Below are 23,043 nucleotides of genomic sequence, written 5' to 3'. Positions count from 1 at the left end.
CCGGTCATTGCGAGCGCAGCGACGCAACCCAGCCCCGGACGGTGCGCCATGCCGTTGGATTGCTTCGGCCGGTTAGGCCTCGCAATGACCTTGCGTCCGCCGCATAGCGGAAAAATGCCTAGGGGATACGTCCAGTCGCGTTCGCAAGCCACATCCGCAGCAACCCGGTGAAGGGCTGGGGCTTCGGCACCTCGCGCAGCGGATCGCGCCCCGGCTTGGCCAGAGCGCGCAACTGCCCCCGCACGAGCGCCAGCGGCAGGAACGCTGGCCGCGCCTGGGCTGGCAAAGCGACGAACTCCTCCGCAGCCACGGCGCGATGTGCCTCGGCCGCTTTGCGCAAGCGGCCCAGCTCATCTACCAGCGCGTCACTCACCTTGCCCTGTCGCACATCGCCCGTCTGCACGCCCGCTGCCCCAAGCTCGGCGCGCGGCAGCATGAGCAGCCCCTGCGCGCGGTGCACGGGCAGCGCCCGCATGATCCCCGTCAACCCGAAGGCGATGCCGGCGTGTCGCGCCAGATGCGCGGTGCGCTCGTCGCGCTGGCCGAGAATGTAGCCGGCGAGTTGGAACACTGTGCCGGCCGTCCGGGCAAGATAATCCTCCAGGTGCGTCTGGTCCGGCATCGGCGTGGCGGCCAGATCACTCTGGCGCGCGTCGATCATGTCCGTGAGCAAGTCGTCGGGCAATACACAGCGCCGACGCGCCAGGGCCAGCGCATCGGCGACAGGATGCCCGACCGTCTCCCCGGCCTGCGCGCGCTCCAGGGCCTCGCGCCACCATTCGAGCCGGATTTCGCCCAGCATCGCCTCGCTGACCTCCTCGCGGACGCGCGCCAGCTCGATGTTGAACGCAAAGAGGCTGAGCAGGTGCTCCCGTTGTGGGCTGGGCGCGAACAGGGCGGCACGGTAGCGATCGCGGTCGAGGCGGCGAACCGTATCCGCGACGATCGCTGCGCGCTGCGCGTCATCCATCGCAGGGGCGGGTTCGGTCGGTTCGGCGTCGTGCGCGGTCATTCCGGCTTGGGCGCGGCCGCTTCGGCGCCCCGGCCCGCAGGCATGAGCGCGGCAGCAAACTGGCGATCCTCGGAGAGCAGAAGTGACAGCGTTCGGCAAGCCGGGCCCGTCGCCATAACCTCAAGCCCGAGACCGGCCTCGGCGCAGGCCGCATGCAGTTCTGGCGCGGGAAACACCTGATGCGCGCCGGTGCCAAGGATGATGAAGTCGATGCCCGGCGCGGCCGCCATTGCGGGCTCAAGATCCTCCGCCGTCAAGGCATCTGCCGCATGGCTCACGGGCCAGGAGAACACGCCTTCGGGAAGGATCAGGGTCGGCCCCTCGTAGCGGACTTCCCCGCCCCAGAACGCGAAGCCACTCTCGCTGTAGGCGTAAACCGGCGTTGTATCGCAGATCCTGTGCATGAACCATCAGGTGGGTAGACGCGGCCGGCCTTTCAAAGCCCCGGCGCGTCAGGGTCGCGAACGCGCGGGCGGCTTTACGACGCCGTCTCGCGGGCTTCCTGGCTTGCTGTGGCCTTGCCGGGCTCCTTGACTTTCGCGCCGCCCAGCCCGCTCCAGTCGCGCTTGACGCCCAGCATAAGAAGCAACGGCGCCCCCACGAAGATCGACGAATAAGTGCCGACAATCACCCCCCAGATCATTGCGAAGACGAAGCCGCGAATCACCTCGCCGCCGAGGATGTAAAGCGACAGCAGTGCGATCAGCGTCGTCACCGAGGTGACAACCGTGCGTGACAGCGTCTCGTTGATCGACTGGTTCAAGAGGTCTGAGAGCGGCATCTTCTTGTATTTGCGCAGGTTCTCGCGCACGCGGTCATAGACGACGACCGTGTCGTTCAGCGAGTAGCCGACGATGGTGAGGATCGCCGCGATGATCGGGAGGCCGAACTCGATCTGTAGCGCGGAGAACATGCCGATCGTCAACACGACGTCATGCACGAGCGCAATCACCGCGCCGACAGAGAACTGCCACTCGAAGCGCAGCCAGATATAGACCAACACACCGAAGATCGCGAGGATGACGGCCAGGGTGCCGGATTCGATCAATTCCTGCGAGACGGTCGGACCGACCACTTCGACACGTCTGTACTGCACATTATCCCCGAGCGCACCCTTCACCTTGTCGACCACGGCCTGCTGCGCCGACTCACCCCCGGGCTGCTCCTGCACGCGGATCAACACGTCGTCCGGCGCGCCGAAGGTCTGGATCTGCACATCGCCGAGGCCCAGACCGCCCAGCTTGTCGCGTAGCTCGCCAATGTCCGCCGGGCCGTCGGTCGTCTTGATCTCGATGAGCGTGCCGCCGCGAAAGTCGATGCCGTAGTTCAGGCCCACGCCGAAGAACAACACCACGGAAAGCAGCATCAGAACCGCCGACGCTACCATCGCGATGCGATGATAGGCCATAAACGGCACGTGTGTGTCAGCGGGGACCAGCTTGATCGGCTTGAAAGGCATGGCCGATTGAACCTCCTAGATCGGAACCGTGCGCGGGCGCGTACGCTGCAGCCACAGCACGATCAGCATGCGTGTGAACATGAGCGCCATGAACACCGATGTGAAAATGCCGATGGACAGCGTCACGGCGAAACCGCGCACCGGCCCGGACCCGAGCCAGAACAGGATCAGGGCCGCGATGAATGTCGTGATGTTGGCGTCGAGAATCGTTCCGACGGCGCGAGAAAAGCCGATATCGATTGCCGCAATGGGCGTCTTGCCTGCGCGCAGCTCTTCCCGGATGCGCTCAAAGATCAGGACGTTGGCGTCCACCGCCATGCCGACGGTGAGCACGATGCCGGCAATGCCCGGCAGCGTCAGCGTCGCTTGCAACGCGCTCAGGATACCAAGGATCATGCCGATATTGGCCAACAGCGCGATATTGGCGAACACGCCGAAGAGGCCGTAAGCGGCGAGCATGAAGATCACCACGCCGATCAGCCCGACGACGCCTGCGATTTCGCCCGCGGCGATGGAGTCGGCGCCGAGGCTCGGGCCAACGGTGCGCTCCTCGAGAATCGTCAGCGAAGCCGGAAGCGCGCCCGAGCGTAGCAGGATCGCCAGGTTGTTAGCTTCCTCCACAGAGAAGTCGCCGGAAATCTGCCCCGTGCCCCCCAGGATAGGCTCCTGAATGACCGGCGCGGAGATCACTTCGCCGTCCAGAACGATGGCGAAGGGACGGCCGACATTCTCCGAAGTCACATCCCCGAAGCGCCGCGCGCCCGAGGCGTTGAAGCGGAAGGTCACGATCGGTTCGTTCGTCCGCTGGTCGAAGCTCGGCTGCGCGTCGACAAGGTCCTCGCCGCTGATGATCGCACGCTTCTTCAGCAAGTACTGGTCTCGCGTCGAGCTGTCAGCGCCCGGATAGACGGCCGAGCCGGGCGGCGGCCGGTTGGCTTCGGCCTCTTCCGGCGACATCGACTGGTCGACGAGCTGGAAGGTCAGCTTCGCGGTCTGGCCGAGCAGATCCTTGAGCCGCTCTGGATCCTGCAGGCCGGGCACCTGAACGAGCACCCGTTCGACGCCCTGGCGCTGGATATTCGGCTCGGTGGTGCCCAGGGCGTCGATACGCCGCCGGATCGTTTCGATTGTTGAACCAACGGCGGAGCGCAACCGCTGGGCAAAGGCTTCCTCGGTCAGGTCGACAAACAGTTGGTCGCCCTCGCGCTGAACCTGGATATCCGTGCCACCGCCGACGCCGGTGAGCAGGTTGCCATCAATCGGTTGCGCCAGATCGGAGACGGCCTGGAAGGCTTCATCGACTCGCGCGGAGTCGCGAATGGTGACGGCCACGTGCTCATCAGTCACCCGCAGGTTTCGGTAGCCGATGCGCTGCTCGCGCAGGGCGATGCGTACGTCGTCGCGGATGGCCTCCAGCCAGTCGGTGCGCAACTCGTTGGTGTCGACCTCCAGCAGCAGATGCGAACCGCCCTGAAGGTCAAGGCCGAGATGCACCTGTTTCGTGGGCATCCAGTCTGGCAATCCGGAGAGCGTGTTCTTGGGCAGCGCGTTCGGCAGCGCATAGGCAATGCCAGCCAGCACGACCGCCAGCACGAAGACGATTTTCCAGCGCGAAAAATAAAGCATGAGGCCACCAGATTACGGCGAGCGCGGCGCCCGCGCCCGCCCGAACATTCCCTCTAGGCGTTGTCGCCGCCGGTCTCCTTCGACTGATCCGCCGAGGCACCGTTACCGCTCTTGGCGCGGCTGCGCCGGGTGCGGGACGAGCCAGACTTCGGGGTGCTGGACTTCCCGCCGGCGCTCTTGCGCGCGCTGCCACTGGCGCTTGCCGAGCGGGATTTGCGCTGCGCCGGCTTCTTCGTCGCGCCGTTCGCCGATTTTGCCGTGGCTGGGGTTTCCTCCTGCGCCTCGGCATCTTCGCTCTGGTCGGCGATCTCTTCGGTCTTCTTCTCAGCTTCCTTGGATGCCTTCGCTGCGCCGCGCACTTCACCCTTCGGTCGGACCTCGGAGAGCGTGTTGCGGACCACGCTGACGCGCACCCCATCGGCGATGTCGACCCTGATTTCATCGTCATCCACCACGCTCGCGACCTTGCCGACCAGCCCGCCAGCGGTCACGACGGTGTCGCCGCGCTTCACATTGGCGACCATCTCGCGATGCGCTTTCAGGCGCTTCTGCTGCGGCCGGATGATGAGGAAATACATGATCGCGAAGATCAGGATGAACGGCATCAACTGGAGGAGAATGTTCGATCCTCCAGGCGCCGTGGTGGTTTGGGCCAGGGCGGGCGTGATGAACATGCTACGGTCCTTTGACTTGGAGCTGGGGCTAGACGCTTCGCAGGTGACTTGATCAATTCAACCGCGCGGCCGATGCGAGGCGCACCGACGCGCGCAAATGACAGGCGAAACCGCGCTGCTCCCGCATTTGGCCGCGACTATAGCCGCACATGCATGCATTGCAACCGATTGCGGACAGCGCCCGCGCCTTGATGGCGAAATAATCACGGCCGTCACACTTTGCGACCCTGCGCGCGGAGGCTCATGGCAAAATTCATCGTGTCATGGCGACTGGACAAAGGCGGGGGCGGCGCTTACCACACGCGCAACACACAGGGGACCCGAACATGACCGCGCAGGATCAACAGGACCGGTTTCAACAATTCTCGCTGATCAAGCGCATCGCCGACGCGCTCGAGCGCATGGCGCCACCCCGCCCCGCGCCGGCGGATTTCAGCGGGGCCGAAGCGTTCATCTGGCATCCGTCGCCGGGCGAGTTCCAGCCGGTGCCGAAGGTCAACCGCGTGCCGCTGGAGCTGCTCCGCGCCATCGCGCCCATGCGCGACCGGCTGCTCGACAACACGGTGCGCTTCGCGCGCGGCCTGCCCGCCAACAACGCGCTGCTTTGGGGGGCGCGCGGCATGGGCAAGAGTTCGCTGGTGAAAGCGGTTCATGCGCGGGCGAGCGAAATGGTTGCCGCGGATGGGCCGGCCCTGAAGCTGGTGGAAATCCACCGCGAGGACATCGGCACGCTGCCCCAGTGCCTGTCCGCCATGCGCCGCGACAACAATCGTTTCGTCGTGTTCTGCGACGATCTCTCTTTCGATGATGGAGACACCTCCTACAAGTCGCTGAAGGCCGTGCTCGAAGGCGGTATCGAAGGGCGGCCCGACAACGTCATCTTCTATGCCACATCGAACCGCCGTCATCTGCTGCCGCGCGATATGGTGGAAAACGAACGCGCCACAGCGATCAATCCGGGCGAGGCGGTGGAGGAGAAGGTATCACTGTCGGACCGTTTCGGCCTTTGGATAGGCTTTCACCACTGCTCGCAGGACGACTTCCTCGAGATGGTGCGCGGCTATGCCGCCTATTACCGACTGCCAATCGAGCCGGAGGCGCTGGAAGCCCGTGCCAAGGAATGGGCGATGACGCGCGGCGGCCGTTCGGGCCGTGTCGCCTGGCAGTTCATTCAGGACTTGGCCGGCGAACTTGGAACGCAGCTATCCGACGCTGGCTGATTACGGCGCGGCGCGAATTTCGCTTGCCGTCTCCGTCGCGTTGGCTGAGGGCGGTGCGAACCACTCGCCTTCGGGCCACATCCTCTGCTGGAAGAACTGGTCGAGTTGCAGCGACGCCATCGTCTCCACGAACGGCGTGACAGTCGGCGCAAACGTGACGGCAGCAAGAAACGCCCCGGTCATCAGCAGCGACGCACGCGGCGAGTCATATTCCCATACTTTCAGCGCGCTGCCGAAAGACCGCTTGATGTAGGCGCCCTCGAAGTCAACGGAATAAATCTCGTCCAGCGTCAGATGCACCATGTAGCCGAGGAAGACGAACACCCCGCCGAGCCAACCGATGGCGGGATCACGCCCGAGCAGATGCGTGAGGATGATCGCGGTGAGCGCCATGAACAGCAACCCGGCGAGCACGGAATGGAAGATGCCGCGGTGTTCCGCGTGGCGATGGAAAAAGCGCCAGAGGCCGAGCCGTATCAGCGCATAGACGCCCAGCCAGATCGCCCAGAGTTCCGCGATGGAATAGGCTTCGTAATACTGAAACAGCGCGATGAAGGCGAAGAGGATACCCAGCGCGCCGAACAGCATCCGCGAGGGGTGGGACTTCTGCAGATCGATGTCCGGCAGAACGCTGCCGATGATCCCGGCAGCCGTAAGCGTGGCGAGTTCGCCCGGCGGGACGGCCCCGGCAGCAAGCGTCACCGAAGCGGCCAGACCACTCGCGACAGCGCCGACGCCGATGTGTGTCGAGAAATTCGCCACGCCTGCCTCCCAACAGATTAAGCAAACGCTATGTGATTCGGCGTGGCCCGGCGACGCGCTCAAGCATTTGACCACAGAGATCTTTTGCGAACGCCTGTCGGAATTCCTGACCGGAGAGTTTGGAATTAGAATTAGTCGATTTCTAAGTTATTGTTTTTCCAGCATTTTTGCGTTGACACATGGGCGAGAGCGCACTTACCTCAGCCTCAGGGGCTGCCCCTCATGCCGCGCGGCAGGGGGGAAAGCTCCCGAAAGTGAAAAGACCACAATCCAGTTCCGGGGCCTTGAACCCCGAGCTATTGGAGGAAGAAAAATGGCATACGGATTTGCCGGACGCGCTCTCGTTGGGGCGCTCGCCGCCGTAATGATGGCGGTACCCTTCTCGTTCTCCGCGAAAGCGCAGGGCGAAGTGAACGTCTACTCCTATCGGCAGCCCTTCCTGATCGAGCCGCTGCTCGACGCCTTCACCAAGGAAACCGGTATCGAGACGAATGTGATCTTCGCCGGCAAGGGCCTGGTCGAGCGCATGGTCGCGGAAGGCGCGAACAGCCCGGCCGACGTGCTGCTGACGGTGGACATCGGCCGTTTGCGCGGCGCAGTCGACAAGGACGTGAGCCAGCCCGTGCAGTCCGCGGTTCTGGAGAAGAACATCCCGGCCAAGTACCGCGGCAAGAACGACGAATGGTTCGGCCTCACGTTGCGCTCGCGGGTGGTCTATGCCTCCAAGGAGCGCGTGGATCAGGACAGCATCACCTACGAGGAGCTGGCCGATCCGAAGTGGCGCGGCCGCATCTGCATCCGCGACGGCCAGCACCCATATAACGTTGCGCTGTTCGCCTCGATCATCGCGCATCACGGCGAGGACGCCGCGAAGGAATGGCTGGCCGGGCTGAAGGAGAACCTCGCGCGCAAGCCGAGCGGTAATGACCGCGCGCAGGTCAAGGCGATCTATGCGGGCGAGTGCGACATCGGCATCGGCAACACCTATTATATGGGCAAGATGCTGACCAACGAGAAAGAGCCGGAACAGAAGGAGTGGGCCAAGTCGGTCAAGATCCTGTTCCCGAACGCCGACGGCCGCGGCTCGCACGTCAACGTCTCCGGAATGGTGATGGCCAAGCACGCGCCGAACCCGGAAAACGCCAAGAAGCTGATGGAGTTCCTGTCCAGCGAGAAGGCGCAGCAGCTCTACGCGCAGCTCAACTATGAGTACCCGGTGAAGCCGGGCGTTGAAGTGTCGGACCTTGTGGCCTCCTGGGGCGAACTGAACCCGGACGACCTGACGCTCACCGAAATCGCCGAGTTGCGCAAACGCGCCAGCGAGCTGGTCGACGAGGTCGGCTTCAACGAGGGGCCGAGCTCCTGAACGGCGTGACGCCGGCCGATCCGGCGTTAATGACGACACGGCGAGGGGCGCAACGCGGCGCCCTTCGCGCGGTTTCGACCCGCACTCGAAAAAGCGGGCACTGGGACGATTTGATGGCGGTGAATAGCTACCCAACGCGGGTATCGAACATTCGGGACGGGCGCTTGTTCTCCGGCGTCGGCGCATGGCAGGGCGCGGCTCTCGTCGCTGCCCTCATCGTCGTTTTGCCGATCCTGTCGATCCTGGTCATCGCTCTGACACCCACCGGCGACGTCTGGCACCACCTCTTCACGAATGTCCTGCCCTCGGCGCTGCGCCAGACGGGCCTGCTGATGCTGGGCGTCGGCCTCCTCACCGCCACGATGGGCACGCTGACAGCGTGGCTCGTCACGATGTACCGCTTTCCCGGACGGAACCTCCTCGACTGGCTGCTGGTCCTGCCGCTGGCGATCCCGACTTACGTGGCGGCCTACACCTATGTCGAGTTAATGGACTATGCCGGCCCGCTGCAGGGCGCGGTGCGCTGGCTGCTCGACGTCCAGAGCGTGCGGGACTACTGGTTCCCCGAGATGCGCTCAATGGAAGGCGCGATCTTCGTGATCGCGATGGTCCTTTACCCCTATGTCTACCTGACCGCGCGGGCGACCTTCCTGCAGCAGTCGGTCTGCGTGCTCGAGGTGGCGCGCACGCTCGGCCGCTCCGGCGTCGGCACCTTCTGGCAGGTCGGCCTGCCGATGGCGCGGCCGGCGGTCGTGATCGGCGTGGCGCTCGCGCTTATGGAGTGCCTCAACGACATCGGCGCCGTGCAGTATCTCGGCGTACAGACGCTGACGGCCACGATCTACGCGACATGGCTGGAGCGCTCCAACCTGGGCGCCGCGGCGCAGATCTCGCTGGTTATGATCCTGATCGTGATGTTCCTGCTCTGGGCGGAGCGCGCGGCGCGGCGGCAGCGCTATTTCCATCACACCACTGGCAAATATCGCGCCCTGCCCGAGGCGCGCTTGAGCGGCTGGAAAGGCTTGGCGGCAACGGTGGCCTGCGCCCTGCCCGTGCTGTTCGGTTTCGGCCTGCCGATGGTGGCGCTGGTGCAAGATACCCTCATCCATCTCGACCAGACGATGACACCCGCGTTCTGGGACGCAGCGCAACACAGCCTGATGCTGGCCGTCGGTGCCGCGGCCCTGAGCGTGACGCTGGTGGTGCTCATCATGTTCGGAATGCGCCTGGCGCCAAACCGGAGCCTGACGGTCGCCGCGCGGCTGGCCGGAGTTGGCTATGCGATGCCGGGCACGGTGATCGCCATCGGTCTGCTGATCCCGCTGGCTGCGTTCGATAACAGTGTTGACGCCTTCATGCGGGATAGCTTCGGCATCTCGACGGGGTTGATCCTGACCGGAAGTCTGGCGGCGCTGGTCTTGGCGCACACCGTACGCTTCCTGGCAGTGGCCCTCGGGGCGGTGGAGTCAGGCTTCCACACCATTTCGCCGAATATCGACGCCGCGGCCCGCGCGCTCGGCGCGAAACCCGCCCGGATGCTGATGAGCGTGCATCTGGGGATGCTGCGCCCGGCGATCGGCGCTGCCGCACTGCTCGTCTTTGTCGACAGCATGAAGGAGCTGCCCGCCACGCTGCTCCTGCGTCCGTTCAACTTCGACACGCTGTCGACGCACGTCTACACCTACGCCTCGCTGGCAATGTTCTCGGAGGCCGCGCCCGCGGCGCTGATGATCGTGCTCATCGGGCTTTTACCCGTCCTCTTCCTCCACCGTGCAATCACCGGAGGCCGGCCGGGCCATCGCCGGACGGTCGAGGCCGAAGCCGGCGCCCCGGCCATGGAAGGCGCTGCGCCGGTCACAGTCACACCGAAACCCGGCGAATAATGCATATTTTTGGTTGCACGGCCGCCTCCGACGCTCTTTAGATCGGGAAACGTGGACTTCACCTTTCTGTGACCATCCTGTGCGAAGGGCACGCCCCTTGAGAAGACGGCGCGCGGGCGCGACGGGAGCACGCATGGGACAGCACGGCTTCGGCCTGGAACGCTTCGGGCTCGTGACGCTGGCGCGTCCGCGAGTGACCGCTCTTGCCCTCGTCCTGGTGACTGCCTTCTGCGCGCTCGGCGTCTGGCGTATCGAAGCCACCGGTGTCCTCAGCGACTTCTTCCGCGGCGACAACAAGGACTACCGGCTCTACCAGCAGATGAGCGAGCGCTTCCCCACGAGCGAATTCGACGTTTTCGTCATCGTGGAGGGGCAGGACCTGATCACGCCGGACCGGCTGGAAGACCTGCGGATGCTGCACCTCGAGCTGCAGTTCGTCGAGGCGGTCAACGGTGTTCTGTCGATCTTCTCCATGCGCCAGGCGCCTGACGCAGAGGGCTATCCGCCGCCGATGTTCCCGGCAAACATGCCGCGGGGGGAGGCATTCGACGCCCTACAGGAGAAGGTCACCACGCATCCGCTGCTCGATGGCAAGCTGCTGACCACCCCGGACAATCAGGCGCCGCTGACAATTCTCATCGTCTCGCTCGATAAAGCGGCCGTCGCCGGGGACGGGCTCAATGCGGCCGTCAACGAGATCAAGACGCTCGCCAACGAAAGCCTGAGCGGGACCGGTCTCCAGGTCACGATGGCGGGCGTTCCGGTCATGCAGGCCGACTTGCGCTCGGCGATCGAATCCGACCGGCTGCTGTTCAATTCCGGCGGCGTACTGCTGGGAATGCTGATCGCAATCCTGTTTTTCCAGCGCGCGACGCTGATCCTGATCGCCACACTGTGTCCGATCATCGCCTCGGTCGTCACCTTAGGCATCATCGGCCACCTACAGATCGACCTCGACAGTCTCATAAACACGATCCCGCCGCTGGTCATGGTGATCGCGTTTTCGGACGCGATGCACATGATCTTTTCAGTCCGAAGACGGTTGGACAACGGCGACAGCAAATACGGCGCGATCCGCCACGCCGTGCTGACAGTGGGGCCCGCCTGCGCGCTGACCTCAATCACCACCGCGGTGGCGATGCTCAGCCTGACTTATGCGGACTCTGCGGTCATCCAGACCTTCGGCGTTTCGGCCGCGATGGGGACTTTGTCGGCCTTCTTCGTCGTTATGGCGGTTGTGCCGTCGCTCAGCTATCTGCTGATCGGCAACGAGGAACGCTTCCGCCAGACAGATGTGAGCCGGCTCGGCATGATGCACCGCGTCGACCGCTTCTGCCTCTGGCTGTCACGGCGGGTCGAGCCGCACCACGTGAAGCTCACGGCCATGGCCAGCGTCCTCCTGGTCGCGCTTCTGGCCACACACCTGCAGCTCGAGCCGCGCTACCGCCTCAGCGACCAGATCCCGCAGGACAAGGAAGCGATGGCCGGCGCCGAGCGGCTCGACCAGAAGCTGACGGGGGCGCAACCCGTCCACATCATGGTGCGCTGGGAGAATGGCAAGCGGCTGTTCGACAACGAGGTGCTCGGTGCCATCGCCGCGGCGCACCGCGTGATGGAAAACGGATCAAGGGTCGGCAATGTCTGGTCGCTGGATACCTTGAATCGATGGCTCGTGCGCAGCGGCGAGGACGCCCGCCAGTATCTCCGGCCCTATATCGAGATGCTGCCCGAGCATCTCACCAGCCGCTTCATCAATCCGGAGCAGAACGCCGCCCTGGTCACGGGGCGGATCGTCAATCTCGACGCGTCCGACACGCTTCCGATCGTCCGCGCGCTCGATGAAGACCTGGACACGCTGCGCCAGTCCTTCCCGCGAGTGAGTTTCGAGGTCACCGGTCTGCCCGTCGTCGCCGCGCTTCAGTCCGACAACATGATCCGCCAGCTGAACGACGGTCTTCTCATCGCCATCGTGTTGGTTGTCATCATGATCGGGCTGGCCTTCCGGTCAATGTCCATCGCGGCCATCAGCATTGCGCCAAACCTTTTTCCTCTGGTTGCAACCGGAGCCGTGTTATATGCGTTTGGCGGAGGACTGGAATACTCGAGCGTAATCGCCTTCACGGTCGCTTTCGGCCTTGCGGTCGACGACACTATCCATTTTCTCAACCGGCTGGCCGTGGAGGAGAGCCGCACCAATTCGGCGGAGAAGGCGGTGCGCCAGACGCTGTTCGTCGTCGGGCCGGTTCTGGTGCTCACGACGATCGTTCTGGTCCTGGGCCTGGCCGTTACCGTGTTCTCGGCCGTGCCGCCGACGCAGCTATTCGGCCGCCTGGCCATGACGATGCTGGTGGCCGCGCTGATAGCGGACCTTTTGTTCCTGCCGGCGATCATTTTGACGCTGCGCAAGTTGAGACCTGTTGGGAGGCGTGTTGAGGATGATGACGTGGTTCCGCTCTAGCGCGCTGGGCGTGTTTGTGGCGGCTGTTTCCGTGGTTTTCGTGGGCGTGCCCGCCGCTCAGGCCGCCTGTACCTCGGAAGGCGCACAGCTCATTGACCGGCTGGACGGCCAGTGGCGTGGCACCGGCACCGTCACCCCGATCGGCGGGCAGCCCGAGCGCATTCTCTGCCGCATCAGCTACGCCAAGACACGGGGGGGCCAGGGCCTTCGCCAAGTCATCAACTGCGCCGGCACCGACTATCGCATCCAGGCGAGCGCCAATGTCCGCTGCAACGGCAACACCATCAGCGGTTTGTGGACGGAAAACATCGCAAACAACACCGGGCGCATCAACGGACGGCTGGAAGGTCAGCGCCTGCGCGCCTCGTTCAAGGGGCCGAATTTTGAAGGGCGGCTTTCGGTCAACTTCGCCAGCCGCGGCCGCCACACCGTGACGATCTCCCAGTTCGACCCCGCCAAGGGCCGGCACGTGCCGGTTGCGCAGATTTCGCTGCGGAAATAGCGCCGCCGCGCGCAGAATGTCGAAACGCCGCGGGGATAGGCCACCGCGGCGTTTCCTTTTGTGCGTGAGTGTTGGTGATTGCCATCGGGCGCGCGCCCGACATCGCTAGATCATGCCAATCAGAACCGCTGCGACGAAGCCGAACGCGGCCACGATGGCGACAAGCCGCAATTGATTGGCGATAGTCATGCAACCCTCCTCGCTGGTTGTCGATGTTGCATGGGTCGCGAGTTGTTCCAGCGACAGAAAGCTATACCCTAAGAGAAAAATTCCATCTCTTTCCAGTTAAACGTGTGCTGCGCTGCAACATAGCCGCGCACTGCAGCATTCTTCTGTGATTTGACCAAGCAGAACCTCGCCAAAGGCCAGACATAGCTTGCGATTCCGAGGCCTGTGCCATAGCCTGCTAACGCCCGTTAAACGCTACGGGACGTGACACGCTGCACAGCGGAAAGGAGATGTTCTTCCGCCCGGCATGTCGCGCGGCAACGCTTTGGGAGGACTGTTGATGAGTTTTGCGAGACGGTTGAAACATGCTGCGGGCGCGCTCGCGCTCGGCGGCGCGATTGTGTCCGGCGCAGCCATGGATCATGCGGCCGCCGACCCGATCCGCTGGAAAATGCCTATTGCCTTCGCGTCCAAGCTGCCAGGGCTCGGCTCGCCCTCACAGTATGTCGCCAAACAGCTCGACGCGGCGAGCGGCGGTGACGTTCAGGTCCGCGTGTTCGAACCCGGCAAGCTGGTTCCGCCGTTCGACATCCTGCAGGCCGTGTCCGACGGCAAGGTCGCTGCGGGCTACACCTGGATCGGTTATGACCAGGGCAAGGTGCCAGCCGTGCCGCTGTTTGCCGCCGTGCCGTTCGGCCTGAAGCCATGGGCGTTCGCCTCCTGGTATTATTGGGGCGGCGGCCATGACATGCTGCAGGAAGTTTACGCCAACAAAGGCTTCAACGTATATGCCCGCCTGTGCGGCGTCATCGGCCCGGAGACGGCTGGCTGGTATTCCGAGCCGATCACCAGCCTGGAAGACTACAAGGGCATGAAGATCCGCTTCGCGGGCCTTGGCGGCAAGGTTCTGGAGAAGCTGGGGGCGTCCGTGACCATGATGCCCGGCGGCGAGCTCTATCAGGCGCTTCAGACCGGCACGATCGACGCGACCGAGTTCTCCATGCCGGCGATCGACCAGATCCTGGGCTTCAACGACGTCGTGAAGTACAACTTGTTCCCTGGCTGGCACCAGCCGTTCACGGCGCAGTACATGCTCATCAACAAGGATGAGTGGAATGCCGCGACGGATCAACAGAAAGCCCTGATCGAGACGACCTGCACGGCCGCCACGATGATGGGGCTCACGGAAGGTGAGTACAAGAACGGCACGGTGCTGCAGAACTTCCAGGAGAAAGGCGTTCAGGCCGATCAGATCCCGCGCGACATTCTCGTGAAACTGCAGGAGGTCACGCGCGAGGTGTTGCAGGAGGAGGCCGAAAAGGACGCCGACTTCAAGCGCGTTTACGAATCCCAGCGCGAATTCCAGGAAGCCTACAAGGTCTGGGACAAGCGGGCCTATCTGCCGGCTGATCTGGGCGAAGAACAATAAGCGGCAACGCCGCCTGACTCTCAGCGGCGGCGGACAAGGAGGTCGTGATGTCTGAACAGCAGGATCCGTCCACTCCGCCGCCGCACGGTGGGGTCCCGGCCCACCACACGGAATTCCCGAGTAACCCGATATCCGGCGCGATCGACACCGTGATCGACCGCGTCGGATTTCTGTTCTCGTGGCTCTGGGTCGTGGTCGTCGGGGTGATCCTCTACGCCGTTATCGGCCGATACGCCTTTGGTCAGGGCTCGGTCATGCTCGAGGAGATCGAGTGGCATCTCGCCGGCGCGGCTTGGCTGATCGGGCTGTCTTACACGCTCGTCAGCGACGATCACGTCCGCGTCGACGTGCTGCATGAGCACTTCTCGCTGCGCACGCAGGCCTGGGTCGAGATGCTCGGACTCCTGCTCCTGCTCATTCCGTTCCTGATTATCGCTCAGGACAGCATGATCCCCTATTTCTGGAGCTCATTCCTGCAGGGCGAGGAGTCCCAGGCGCCCGCCGGTCTGCCCGCGCGCTGGGCGCTCAAGTTCTTCCTGCCGCTCGCCTTCGGATTGCTGCTGCTGGCGGCCCTTTCGCGGCTGCTGAAATGCACGACGCTGCTGTTCGGCTGGCCGCGGCCAAGACGACAAGACAACACACGCTGACGAGACGACGAAAAGTATCGCCTTGAGGGAGGAACCCAGCGGTGGGGTTGGAGGAATATTTCGTCATCGGCATGTTCGCCACCTTCGGCGTGCTGCTGTTCACCGGCTTTCCCGTGGCCTGGGTTCTGGCAGGAACCTCCGTCATCTGGACGGCGGTTGGCCTGATCGCGGTTGACTACTTCGGCGCTGATCTCTGGTTCGACTACGGTAGCTCGCTGGGCCTGCTGGCCGAGCGCATCTGGTCCCTGGTCGACAACATCACGCTGGTGGCCCTGCCCATGTTCATCTTCATGGGAATCATGCTTGACCAGTCAGGCGTGGCCGAGAGGCTGATGACCAACATGGTCAAGCTGTTCGGCGCGGTGCGCGGCGGCTTCGCGGTCACGGTGATCGTGATCGGGGTGCTGCTGGCCGCGACCACGGGCATCATCGGCGCGTCGGTGGTGCTGCTCGGTATGCTGTCGCTGCCGGTGATGATGAAGCACAATTATTCCAAGGCGCTCGCGGTCGGCACGTCCTGCGCGACCGGAACCTTGGGCATATTAATCCCGCCGTCGATCATGCTGGTGCTGATGGCCGACCGGCTGGCGACGCCGGATGCTTCAGTGGGCGACCTGTTCCTCGGCGCGCTGTTCCCGGGCCTGATGCTCGGCGCGATGTATGTCGCCTATGTCCTTGGGCTGGCCTTCCTCAGCCCACGTAGCGCGCCGCTACCCGAGGATCTGCCCAAGATCACGCCAGAGGTCATCTGGAACGTGATCAAGGCGGTGGTGCCGACCGCGGCGCTGATCCTCGCCGTGCTCGGCTCGATTTTCTTTGGTTTCGCTACGCCGACCGAAGCCTCGGGCGTTGGCGCGGCCGGCGCCATGCTACTTGCCGCCATGAACCGGCGGCTGACCTTCAAGGTGCTCAAGGATTCCCTCAAGCAGACGACGCGCACAACCGCGTTCATCTTCGCGATCTTTGTCGGCGCGACGGCGTTTGCCGTGGTGCTGCGCGGGCTGGGGGGCGACCGTGTGATCGAGGATGCCCTGCTTGGCCTGCCGCTGGAACCTACAGGCATCCTGATGGTGATCCTGCTCGTGGTGTTCCTGCTCGGCTTCTTCCTCGACTGGGTGGAGATCACACTGATCATCCTGCCGCTCGTCGCGCCGGTGGTGCAGAGCCTGGGCTTCGACCTTGTGTGGTTCACGATCCTGTTCGCGGTCTGCCTGCAGACCTCGTTCCTGACGCCGCCGGTGGGCTTCGCGCTGTTCTACATCAAGGGGGTGGCGCCGCCGGAGATCAAGGTGACGGACATCTACAAGGGCGTGGTGCCCTTCATCATCCTTCAGTTGATCGGGCTTGCGCTCGTGTTCTCGTTCCCGGGCATCGTGACTTGGCTGCCGAGCGTCAGCTTCCAGTAAAGGGCGACGTTCCGCGACCGCCGGCTCAGGCGGAGCGTTTCGTTTCGTCCTGCCCGCCCTGGCCGAAGCGCTGCTCGATATAGTCGGCAACCATCGCCTTGAAGTCGTCGGCGATGTTCGGCCCGCGCAGCGTGGCGACCTTCTTGCCGTCGACGAAAACCGGCGCGGCGGGGCTTTCTCCGGTGCCCGGCAGGCTGATGCCGATATCAGCATGCTTCGACTCCCCGGGACCGTTCACGATGCACCCCATGACCGCGACGTTGAGCGTCTCCACGCCCGGATACCGCTCGCGCCACTCCGGCATCGACGCATTCAGATGGTCCTGAATGTCGCGCGCCAGCTCCTGGAACAGCGTGCTGGTCGTCCGCCCGCAGCCCGGACACGCCGCCACCACTGGCACGAAGGTGCGCAGGCCCATGACCTGAAGGATCTGCTGCGCCACCTCGACCTCGCGCGTGCGCGCCTCCCCCGGCGCGGGTGTCAGCGAGACGCGGATGGTGTCGCCGATGCCCTGCTGAAGCAGAACGCCGATCCCCGCTGTCGAAGCCACGATGCCTTTCGACCCCATGCCGGCCTCGGTCAGGCCCAGATGCAGCGCGTAATTGCTGCGCTCGGCCAGCATCGTATAGACGGCGACCAGGTCCTGCACCTGGCTGACCTTGGCGGACAGCACGATCTTGTCCGCCCCCATTCCCAGGTCCTGGGCACGCTCGGCCGAGAGCAGACCAGACTGCACCATCGCCTCGTGGAGCACGCCCTGCGCCGACAGCGGCTCCTCGGCCTCTGCGTTCTCGTCCATCAGCCGGGTTAGAAGCTCCTGATCAAGGCTGCCCCAGTTCACGCCGATGCGCACCGGCTTGTCGTAGCGCAGCGCCATTTCGATGATCTGGGAAAACTGCTTGTCGCGCTTGTCCTTGAAGCCGACATTGCCCGGGTTGATGCGGTACTTGTCCAGTGCCTCGGCGCAAGCTGGATGATCGGCGAGCAGCTTGTGGCCGATGTAGTGAAAGTCGCCAACGAGTGGCACGTTTACGCCGCGCGCCGCCAGGCGGTCGCGGATATGCGGCACCGCCGCCGCCGCCTCGTCCCGGTCGACCGTGATGCGCACCACTTCGGACCCGGCCCGCGCCAGTTCGGCAACCTGATCAACCGTACTCTGCACATCAGCGGTGTCGGTGTTCGTCATGGATTGCACGACGATCGGCGCGCCGCCGCCCACCGTCACGCCGCCGACATTGACGGGGACAGTCTGGTGCCTCGGTGCCGGTCCATAAGCCATAGGTCGACCCTCGAATAAGCTGGAAAAAAACCCTCACTCCCGCATGGACAATAGGCGTCCGGCCGGCCATTCGCAACGCGTTTCGGACCGGAATCGCCGCGGTCCCGGTCAACTTGAAACCTTTGCTGTTACGCCCATATCTCGAAGTGAAGCCGGTGCCATAATGGACCGGCAGAACGTGCGCAAATAGCGGCGTTCTTGCGACCGAAGCGCATGGTCGCTGACGACTCAGAGGGCTTTCATATGTCGCGTATGTCGGTGTTCGGCAGCGCGCTGTACCTGGGGTTCGATGAACTGGATCAGGTCATCAGCCGTCAGCCGAAAGGGGGGAGCGAAGGATACCCGCCTTACAACGTCGAACACAGAAAGGACGGCGAAAGCGGCGACGACTTCATCCGCATCACGCTCGCCGTTGCCGGGTTCACGCCCGAGCAGCTCGACATCACGCTGCAGGGCAACCGGCTTACTGTTGCGGGCGCGCAGACCGAAGAGTCTGACAAGACGTTCCTGCACAGGGGCATTGCCGCGCGGCAGTTTCGCCGCCATTTCGTCCTTGCAGCGGGGATCGAGGTTCGGCGCGCCGTCCTGCAGAACGGGCTGCTGTCGATCGAACTGGTCCGACCGAACGTGGAAACCACGGCGCAAAGCATCCCGATCGAGACGCCAGGACAGGCGCGATGACGGTGTCGCGCAAAGCGTTGCCCAAACGCACCGCCAACGCGACGGAATCCGGCTATACTCGGACAACCCGGGAATAGCCGAGGGGCCCTGGGCGGCACAGGCCGCCGCCAAGAGGGACCATGCGCTCCGGCTATGAAGGAGGATAATTGCTATGGCGAACCATCTGAAGGAAAGCGAAACGCGTGACCGGGCCATGAGCGCCCAGGAATTCGCAGTCCTCGGCGGTGGTGAGATCGCCTACATCAAGGCGGTCAAGGCCAAGGAGATGAAGAAGCTGTTTCCGCAGCTTGAGGACGTGCCGGAAGGCGTCGACCTTTACGCCGTCCATGCAGCGGACGGCACGCCGATCGCGCTGTCCGATAGCCATCCCGGCGCCGTGGCGAACGCCAAGGAGCAGGAACTGCGGGTCGTGAGCCTACATTAGTGCCGCGGGCGGAGCATCGCGCTCCGCTTCGCCGCCAAACCCGGCCGGTCTGGGCGCCTCGCGCCCGACATGGCCTTTGTTTTCAACGCCCTGTAGACGCAAAGACTGACAGCGGGGGAGCCAGACAGCGGTGATCGTTGCAGTCCTCGCGCTGATCCTTCTGCTGGCGCTGGCCACGCTGCCTCAGCTATGGGTTCGCGCGGTCATGTCGCGGCATAGTGGCGACCGGCCCGACTTCCCCGGCACCGGCGGGCAGTTCGCGCGGCATCTTCTCGATCAGATGAACCTTCGCGAGGTTCGCGTCGAGGAGACCGATATCGGGGATCACTACGACCCCGAGGCCAAGGTCGTCCGACTGACCCCGAACAATTTCGCGGGCCGCTCGCTGACGGCGGTGACGGTGGCCGCGCACGAGGTCGGCCACGCCATGCAGGACGCCACCAACTATCCGCCGCTGGTGGCGCGCACGCGGCTTGCGAAGACGGGCGCGGTCGTTGAGCGCGTCGGCGCTTTCGTGATGGTCGCCGCGCCGATCATGGCCGTCGTCATCAAGCATCCGGCCGGCATGCTCTTCCAGATGGCCGCGGGGCTGGCGCTGCTCGCCTACACTGTCCTGATCCACGTAACAACGCTGCCGGTTGAGTTTGACGCCAGCTTCAAGCGGGCGCTGCCCGTCCTGCGCGCCGGCCAGTATATTCCCGAACGTGACATGCCTGCCGCGCGCGGCATTCTCCGCGCCGCCGCGCTGACCTACGTGGCCGGCGCTCTCGTCAGCTTGATCAATATCGCTCGGTGGATGCGCGTGCTGCGGTTCTGAGCATCAGATCGCGCGCGGGGCCAGCCGCGGGTCATCGCCGCCCTTGATCAGCCGCCGGCGCAGATAGCCCGACAGCGAATCCATCGCGATAACGAGCAGGATCGTCAGCACGATCAGGTAGGCCACGTTCTCCCAGTCGCGCTGTGTGTTCATCGTCTCCACGAGCAAAAGGCCGATGCCACCCGCGCCGAGCGCGCCAATCACCGTGGCCGAGCGCGTGTTCGATTCCAGGAAATAGATCGTCTGCGACAGGAATACCGGCAGGATCTGCGGGATAATACCAAAGCGGTAGCGCTGGAGCGAATTGGCGCCGGTCGCGCGGACACCCTCGATCTGGTTTTTCTCGACATTCTCCAGCGCCTCCGAAAACAGTTTGCCGAGCGAGCCGGTGTCGGTAAAGGCGATCGCCAGCGCGCCGGTCAGCGGGCCGAGGCCGAAGGCGCGGATGAAGATCAGCGACCAGATCAGCATGTCGATCCCGCGCAGAAAATCGAACAGGCGGCGCACGAAGAACCGCAGCACCCGCGAGGGCGAAAAATTCGCCGCCGCCAGCATCGACAGCATCAGCGCCATGAGCGCGGCGGTCAGCGTGCCCAGCACGGCCATCAGCAACGTCTCCCAAAGCGCGATGAAGACGCGCCGATGCTGCCAGTCCGGGTTCTCCCAGAACGTCTGGAAGATGTATTGCCAGTTCGGCATCTCCGGGTTCAGCCGTTCGCCGCTCATCGCCAGCGACGCCAGCTCGCCCCAGGAATAGGCGTTCAACTCCGATCGGAACGGGAACCAGAAATTCTCCCAGCCGAAGAAATAGCGGTGCACCTCGATCTTCGAGCGCGTGATCTGCACGCGCCGGTCGATCGTCGGGCGCAAATCCACCTTGTAATCCGCAACCTTCGCCCAGTCCGGCAGCGGCCCGGGCGGCAGTTCCGCCGTGACGCCGTCTTCGGTCGCTCTGGCGGTGATCTCGCCATAACCGGGCGCGAACAGCGACACCTGCGGCCCCTCGATTTCGGCGCGATAGCCTTCCCCCAGGTCGATCCCGGCTCGGTCATCGCCCAGCACGACCCATTCCGGCGGCTCGCTATAGGTCGCCGTCCGCTCGCCCTCAACGGCGATCTCCAGCTCTCCGGTGCGGCTGCTGCGGAGCACATGAACCTTGTGCATGACCGCATCCGTGCCCAGCAGCACAGCGTTGCGCGGGCGCACCTCCTCGATCAGCTCGGAAATCTCGAACGCGTCCCAAGCATAAACGAAGTAGGCGAAGACGGCCGCGAGCGTCCCGAGGATCAACCATTTTCGCCGGTTGACCTGATTGCCGACACGCTTTCGCAGCTGCTCGTCCGCGCCTGCCGTGTCCGTCGTGACCGACATCGCCTCTCCTAATCCGTTCCGATCGGGCGCGTCAGCCGCAGCCGCAGGAAGGAGGAAAGCTGATCCACCGCCATGATGGTCAGGAACAACAGCAGGAAGATTGCCGCGGTCTCATCACCGGCGCCTCGGCCCCATCCGATGGTGCGGCGCAGCTCCACGCCGATGCCGCCCGCGCCGACGTAGCCGAGAATGGCCGAGGCGCGCACGTTGATCTCCAGGCGCAGCAGCAGATAGCTCAGATAGTTCGGCAGCACCTGCGGCAGCGCGCCAAAACGCATCCGCTCAACCCAGTTCGCGCCGACCGAGCGCAGCCCTTCGATCGGCTTCTGGTCGATGTTCTCGTTAACCTCGGAGAACAGCTTGCCCAGCGCGCCGGCGGTGTGAAACGCCACCGCGATCATCGCCGGGACCGGCCCGCCGCCAAGAACGTAAATGAGGAACAGCGCGATGATCAGTTCCGGGAAGGCGCGCATGATGTCCATCAGGCGCCTCGTGATCGGGATCAGGGGCGGCCAGACATCCAGCATCCGGGTGCTGGCGAAGGCGAGCACCACGGCGAGCGCCCCGCCGATCAGCGTGGAGACCAGCGCGATATTGATCGTCTCGATCAGCGCCGGCACAAATTCGAGGACGATGGCAAAAAAGCCCCAGCCCGCCTCGATGGCCTTGCTGACGATAGCACCGGGGTAGTCGAAAAATTTCTGAAGACCCAGCCAGAAACTGCCGGAGTTGAGGCTTTCGGCTTCCGCATAGCCGGCGACCAGGATCAGGACAATGATGAGGACCAGCAGCCCGGAATAAAGCCGGCGCTGGCGTTCAAGCGCAATGATCTGGGTTTCGAGCGCGGCGACCGACATGGGCGGGATCCTCAATAAAAGCGGCTCCGGGGCGCGGGCGCGCCGCCGGAACCTTGTCCCAAAGAGCCGGATTACTCGCCGATGGTGCGCCTGCGCGCCTCGACGATCGAGGTGTAGGCGCTGTGATCAATGGGAGCCATGCCCTTGATCTCGCCGGCCATCACGCCGTAGGCGCATTCCGGGTCCATCGATTCGAGCGACGCCATGAGGGCCACCACATCGAGCTTCACCCGGCTCGGCAGGTCTTTCCGCACGACAATCGGCCCCTCCGGAATGACCTCGGACTTCCACACCTGCACCAGTTCGGTCATGTCGACCAGGCCGGCATCGACCGCTTTGCGGAACGCGCCGGAATTGTAGCCGTCTTCCCAGTTGCCGAGGCCGTCAGCCCAGGAAATGCTGACGTCGATGTCACCGTTGTACACGCCGATGATCGACTGCTCGTGACCGCCGGAGAACGACACATCGCCGAAGAATTCCTCAACCGGCATGCCGAGCGCTTCCGGCATCTCGATCGACGGAATCAGGTAGCCCGAGGTGGAGTTCGGGTCGCCAAACGCGAAATCCGCGCCCTTGGCGTCTTCCAGCGTTTCGATGCCGGAATCGCGGCGGGCAAAGCCGAAGGAATGATAGCCGTAGCTGCCGTCGGTGTTGATCTTCACCAGCACGGGCTCAACCGCGTCCGGGTCTTCCAGGTAGACCTTCGCGTATCCGGAAGCGCCCAGCCAGGCCATGTCCAGGTTGCCGCCCAGCAGCCCCTCGATCACGCCGTTGTAGTCGGCCGGGGCGAACAGCTTGGTCGGAACGCCAAGGAGATCTTCAACCTTCTCGCGCAGGCACTCGTTCGAGCGCAGGCGATCCTGAGCGTTCTCACCGCCCAGCAGACCGATGCGGAACTCCTCGATCTGCTTGTCCTGGGCCTGAGCCGCGCCGGCGAAGGCGGCCACAGCAACCGCGCCCGCAAGCACCAGTTTCGTAAACTTCATCATCGTCTCCCGTGAT

21 protein-coding genes are annotated in these 23,043 nt (G+C 64.1%); 11 read left to right on the top strand and 10 right to left on the bottom strand.

Translation table 11 applies throughout. From position 1 onward, the window contains the following. Positions 1 to 118: 118 nt before the first annotated feature. The 5 genes from BXY53_RS03465 to yajC all read right to left on the bottom strand — a co-directional run bounded on the left by BXY53_RS03465 (position 119) and on the right by yajC (position 4,771). The gene (locus BXY53_RS03465; RefSeq protein ID WP_119060518.1) at positions 119 to 1,012 is read right to left on the bottom strand and encodes a phytoene/squalene synthase family protein; all 894 of its coding nucleotides are present in this window, start codon (positions 1,010 to 1,012) and stop codon (positions 119 to 121) included. Beyond that, entirely contained in the window at positions 1,009 to 1,416 is a 408-nt protein-coding gene (locus BXY53_RS03460; RefSeq protein ID WP_119060517.1) for an Mth938-like domain-containing protein, read from the bottom strand. Before BXY53_RS03460 ends, BXY53_RS03465 begins: the two co-directional genes overlap by 4 nt. A 74-nt stretch (positions 1,417 to 1,490) precedes the next feature. Continuing rightward, the gene (secF, locus tag BXY53_RS03455) at positions 1,491 to 2,471 is read right to left on the bottom strand and encodes a protein translocase subunit SecF (protein WP_119060516.1); all 981 of its coding nucleotides are present in this window, start codon (positions 2,469 to 2,471) and stop codon (positions 1,491 to 1,493) included. Positions 2,472 to 2,486: 15 nt separating this feature from the next. Further along, complete coding sequence (secD, locus tag BXY53_RS03450; RefSeq protein WP_119060515.1) at positions 2,487 to 4,097, bottom strand: protein translocase subunit SecD; 1,611 nt, start codon at positions 4,095 to 4,097, stop codon at positions 2,487 to 2,489. Between the two features lie 53 nt (positions 4,098 to 4,150). Further along, positions 4,151 to 4,771 carry a preprotein translocase subunit YajC gene (gene yajC, locus BXY53_RS14380; RefSeq protein WP_119060514.1) on the bottom strand — a complete coding sequence of 207 codons (621 nt, stop codon included), beginning with the start codon at positions 4,769 to 4,771 and terminating at the stop codon, positions 4,151 to 4,153. Between the two features lie 326 nt (positions 4,772 to 5,097). Between yajC and BXY53_RS03440 the strand changes: the two genes are divergently transcribed. Then, complete coding sequence (locus tag BXY53_RS03440; protein WP_119060513.1) at positions 5,098 to 5,991, top strand: ATP-binding protein; 894 nt, start codon at positions 5,098 to 5,100, stop codon at positions 5,989 to 5,991. On the opposite strand, the gene BXY53_RS03435 is transcribed toward BXY53_RS03440, so the two are convergent. After that, positions 5,992 to 6,753: a metal-dependent hydrolase gene (locus BXY53_RS03435; RefSeq protein ID WP_170144321.1), complete on the bottom strand. Its 762-nt coding sequence runs from the start codon at positions 6,751 to 6,753 to the stop codon at positions 5,992 to 5,994. It abuts the gene before it with no gap. Positions 6,754 to 7,066: 313 nt separating this feature from the next. On the opposite strand from BXY53_RS03435, the gene BXY53_RS03430 reads away from it, so the two are divergent. The 7 genes from BXY53_RS03430 (at position 7,067) to BXY53_RS03400 (ending at position 16,612) form a co-directional block, all read left to right on the top strand. Further along, positions 7,067 to 8,119, top strand: coding sequence for a Fe(3+) ABC transporter substrate-binding protein (locus BXY53_RS03430; RefSeq protein WP_119060511.1), 1,053 nt, complete (start codon positions 7,067 to 7,069; stop codon positions 8,117 to 8,119). Between the two features lie 113 nt (positions 8,120 to 8,232). Continuing rightward, positions 8,233 to 10,002 carry an ABC transporter permease gene (locus BXY53_RS03425; protein ID WP_119060510.1) on the top strand — a complete coding sequence of 590 codons (1,770 nt, stop codon included), beginning with the start codon at positions 8,233 to 8,235 and terminating at the stop codon, positions 10,000 to 10,002. 133 nt (positions 10,003 to 10,135) lie between these two features. Further along, the gene (locus BXY53_RS03420) at positions 10,136 to 12,460 is read left to right on the top strand and encodes an efflux RND transporter permease subunit (protein ID WP_119060509.1); all 2,325 of its coding nucleotides are present in this window, start codon (positions 10,136 to 10,138) and stop codon (positions 12,458 to 12,460) included. Continuing rightward, positions 12,438 to 12,962, top strand: a complete 525-nt coding sequence (locus BXY53_RS03415; RefSeq protein ID WP_119060508.1) for a hypothetical protein — start codon at positions 12,438 to 12,440, stop codon at positions 12,960 to 12,962. The genes BXY53_RS03420 and BXY53_RS03415 overlap by 23 nt, the downstream gene beginning before the upstream one ends. A 508-nt stretch (positions 12,963 to 13,470) precedes the next feature. Further along, positions 13,471 to 14,559, top strand: a complete 1,089-nt coding sequence (locus tag BXY53_RS03410) for a TRAP transporter substrate-binding protein (protein ID WP_119061744.1) — start codon at positions 13,471 to 13,473, stop codon at positions 14,557 to 14,559. 47 nt (positions 14,560 to 14,606) lie between these two features. Further along, entirely contained in the window at positions 14,607 to 15,206 is a 600-nt protein-coding gene (locus BXY53_RS03405; protein WP_119060507.1) for a TRAP transporter small permease subunit, read from the top strand. A gap of 41 nt (positions 15,207 to 15,247) precedes the next feature. Continuing rightward, the gene (locus BXY53_RS03400) at positions 15,248 to 16,612 is read left to right on the top strand and encodes a TRAP transporter large permease (protein ID WP_119060506.1); all 1,365 of its coding nucleotides are present in this window, start codon (positions 15,248 to 15,250) and stop codon (positions 16,610 to 16,612) included. A gap of 25 nt (positions 16,613 to 16,637) precedes the next feature. Here BXY53_RS03400 and ispG read toward each other — a convergent pair whose 3' ends face one another. Beyond that, the gene (ispG, locus tag BXY53_RS03395; RefSeq protein WP_119060505.1) at positions 16,638 to 17,891 is read right to left on the bottom strand and encodes a flavodoxin-dependent (E)-4-hydroxy-3-methylbut-2-enyl-diphosphate synthase; all 1,254 of its coding nucleotides are present in this window, start codon (positions 17,889 to 17,891) and stop codon (positions 16,638 to 16,640) included. Between the two features lie 243 nt (positions 17,892 to 18,134). Here ispG and BXY53_RS03390 point away from each other — a divergent pair, with 243 nt between their 5' ends. From BXY53_RS03390 to BXY53_RS03380, 3 genes are all read left to right on the top strand, one after another. Further along, positions 18,135 to 18,572, top strand: coding sequence for an Hsp20 family protein (locus BXY53_RS03390; RefSeq protein WP_119061743.1), 438 nt, complete (start codon positions 18,135 to 18,137; stop codon positions 18,570 to 18,572). A gap of 151 nt (positions 18,573 to 18,723) precedes the next feature. After that, on the top strand, positions 18,724 to 18,996 hold the full coding sequence (locus tag BXY53_RS03385) for a BQ00720 family protein (RefSeq protein ID WP_245410340.1): 273 nt from the start codon (positions 18,724 to 18,726) through the stop codon (positions 18,994 to 18,996). 130 nt (positions 18,997 to 19,126) lie between these two features. Further along, a complete protein-coding gene (locus tag BXY53_RS03380) occupies positions 19,127 to 19,813 on the top strand; it encodes a zinc metallopeptidase (RefSeq protein WP_342634958.1) in 687 nt (228 codons plus the stop codon). A 3-nt stretch (positions 19,814 to 19,816) separates the two neighbouring features. Here the strand turns inward: BXY53_RS03380 and phnE (BXY53_RS03375) are convergent, their stop codons facing one another. The 3 genes from phnE (BXY53_RS03375) to phnD form a co-directional block, all read right to left on the bottom strand. After that, the gene (phnE, locus tag BXY53_RS03375) at positions 19,817 to 21,184 is read right to left on the bottom strand and encodes a phosphonate ABC transporter, permease protein PhnE (RefSeq protein ID WP_119060504.1); all 1,368 of its coding nucleotides are present in this window, start codon (positions 21,182 to 21,184) and stop codon (positions 19,817 to 19,819) included. Positions 21,185 to 21,192: 8 nt separating this feature from the next. Continuing rightward, entirely contained in the window at positions 21,193 to 22,041 is an 849-nt protein-coding gene (gene phnE, locus BXY53_RS03370) for a phosphonate ABC transporter, permease protein PhnE (protein ID WP_119060503.1), read from the bottom strand. A gap of 71 nt (positions 22,042 to 22,112) precedes the next feature. After that, positions 22,113 to 23,027 (bottom strand): phosphonate ABC transporter substrate-binding protein, encoded by a 915-nt coding sequence (gene phnD / locus BXY53_RS03365; RefSeq protein WP_119061740.1) that lies wholly within the window; start codon positions 23,025 to 23,027, stop codon positions 22,113 to 22,115. Positions 23,028 to 23,043 lie beyond the last annotated feature (16 nt).

Source organism: Dichotomicrobium thermohalophilum, from assembly GCF_003550175.1.
Lineage (GTDB): Bacteria > Pseudomonadota > Alphaproteobacteria > Rhizobiales > Rhodomicrobiaceae > Dichotomicrobium > Dichotomicrobium thermohalophilum.
Note: the sequence above shows the minus strand (reverse complement) of the source record. Positions and strands in the feature narration are given on the sequence as shown.

What these genes read in the sequence shown, in the direction of transcription:
- BXY53_RS03420 (WP_119060509.1), top strand. Translation starts at nt 10,136, where the DNA reads ATGGGACAGCACGGCTTCGGCCTGGAACGCTTCGGGCTCGTGACGCTG.
- BXY53_RS03430 (WP_119060511.1), top strand. Translation starts at nt 7,067, where the DNA reads ATGGCATACGGATTTGCCGGACGCGCTCTCGTTGGGGCGCTCGCCGCC.
- BXY53_RS03410 (WP_119061744.1), top strand. Translation starts at nt 13,471, where the DNA reads ATGAGTTTTGCGAGACGGTTGAAACATGCTGCGGGCGCGCTCGCGCTC.
- yajC (WP_119060514.1), bottom strand. Translation starts at nt 4,771, where the DNA reads ATGTTCATCACGCCCGCCCTGGCCCAAACCACCACGGCGCCTGGAGGA.
- phnE (WP_119060503.1), bottom strand. Translation starts at nt 22,041, where the DNA reads ATGTCGGTCGCCGCGCTCGAAACCCAGATCATTGCGCTTGAACGCCAG.
- phnE (WP_119060504.1), bottom strand. Translation starts at nt 21,184, where the DNA reads ATGTCGGTCACGACGGACACGGCAGGCGCGGACGAGCAGCTGCGAAAG.
- BXY53_RS03385 (WP_245410340.1), top strand. Translation starts at nt 18,724, where the DNA reads ATGGCGAACCATCTGAAGGAAAGCGAAACGCGTGACCGGGCCATGAGC.
- BXY53_RS03425 (WP_119060510.1), top strand. Translation starts at nt 8,233, where the DNA reads ATGGCGGTGAATAGCTACCCAACGCGGGTATCGAACATTCGGGACGGG.
- BXY53_RS03465 (WP_119060518.1), bottom strand. Translation starts at nt 1,012, where the DNA reads ATGACCGCGCACGACGCCGAACCGACCGAACCCGCCCCTGCGATGGAT.
- secF (WP_119060516.1), bottom strand. Translation starts at nt 2,471, where the DNA reads ATGCCTTTCAAGCCGATCAAGCTGGTCCCCGCTGACACACACGTGCCG.
- BXY53_RS03415 (WP_119060508.1), top strand. Translation starts at nt 12,438, where the DNA reads ATGATGACGTGGTTCCGCTCTAGCGCGCTGGGCGTGTTTGTGGCGGCT.
- BXY53_RS03440 (WP_119060513.1), top strand. Translation starts at nt 5,098, where the DNA reads ATGACCGCGCAGGATCAACAGGACCGGTTTCAACAATTCTCGCTGATC.
- BXY53_RS03405 (WP_119060507.1), top strand. Translation starts at nt 14,607, where the DNA reads ATGTCTGAACAGCAGGATCCGTCCACTCCGCCGCCGCACGGTGGGGTC.
- BXY53_RS03390 (WP_119061743.1), top strand. Translation starts at nt 18,135, where the DNA reads ATGTCGCGTATGTCGGTGTTCGGCAGCGCGCTGTACCTGGGGTTCGAT.
- secD (WP_119060515.1), bottom strand. Translation starts at nt 4,097, where the DNA reads ATGCTTTATTTTTCGCGCTGGAAAATCGTCTTCGTGCTGGCGGTCGTG.
- ispG (WP_119060505.1), bottom strand. Translation starts at nt 17,891, where the DNA reads ATGGCTTATGGACCGGCACCGAGGCACCAGACTGTCCCCGTCAATGTC.
- phnD (WP_119061740.1), bottom strand. Translation starts at nt 23,027, where the DNA reads ATGAAGTTTACGAAACTGGTGCTTGCGGGCGCGGTTGCTGTGGCCGCC.
- BXY53_RS03460 (WP_119060517.1), bottom strand. Translation starts at nt 1,416, where the DNA reads ATGCACAGGATCTGCGATACAACGCCGGTTTACGCCTACAGCGAGAGT.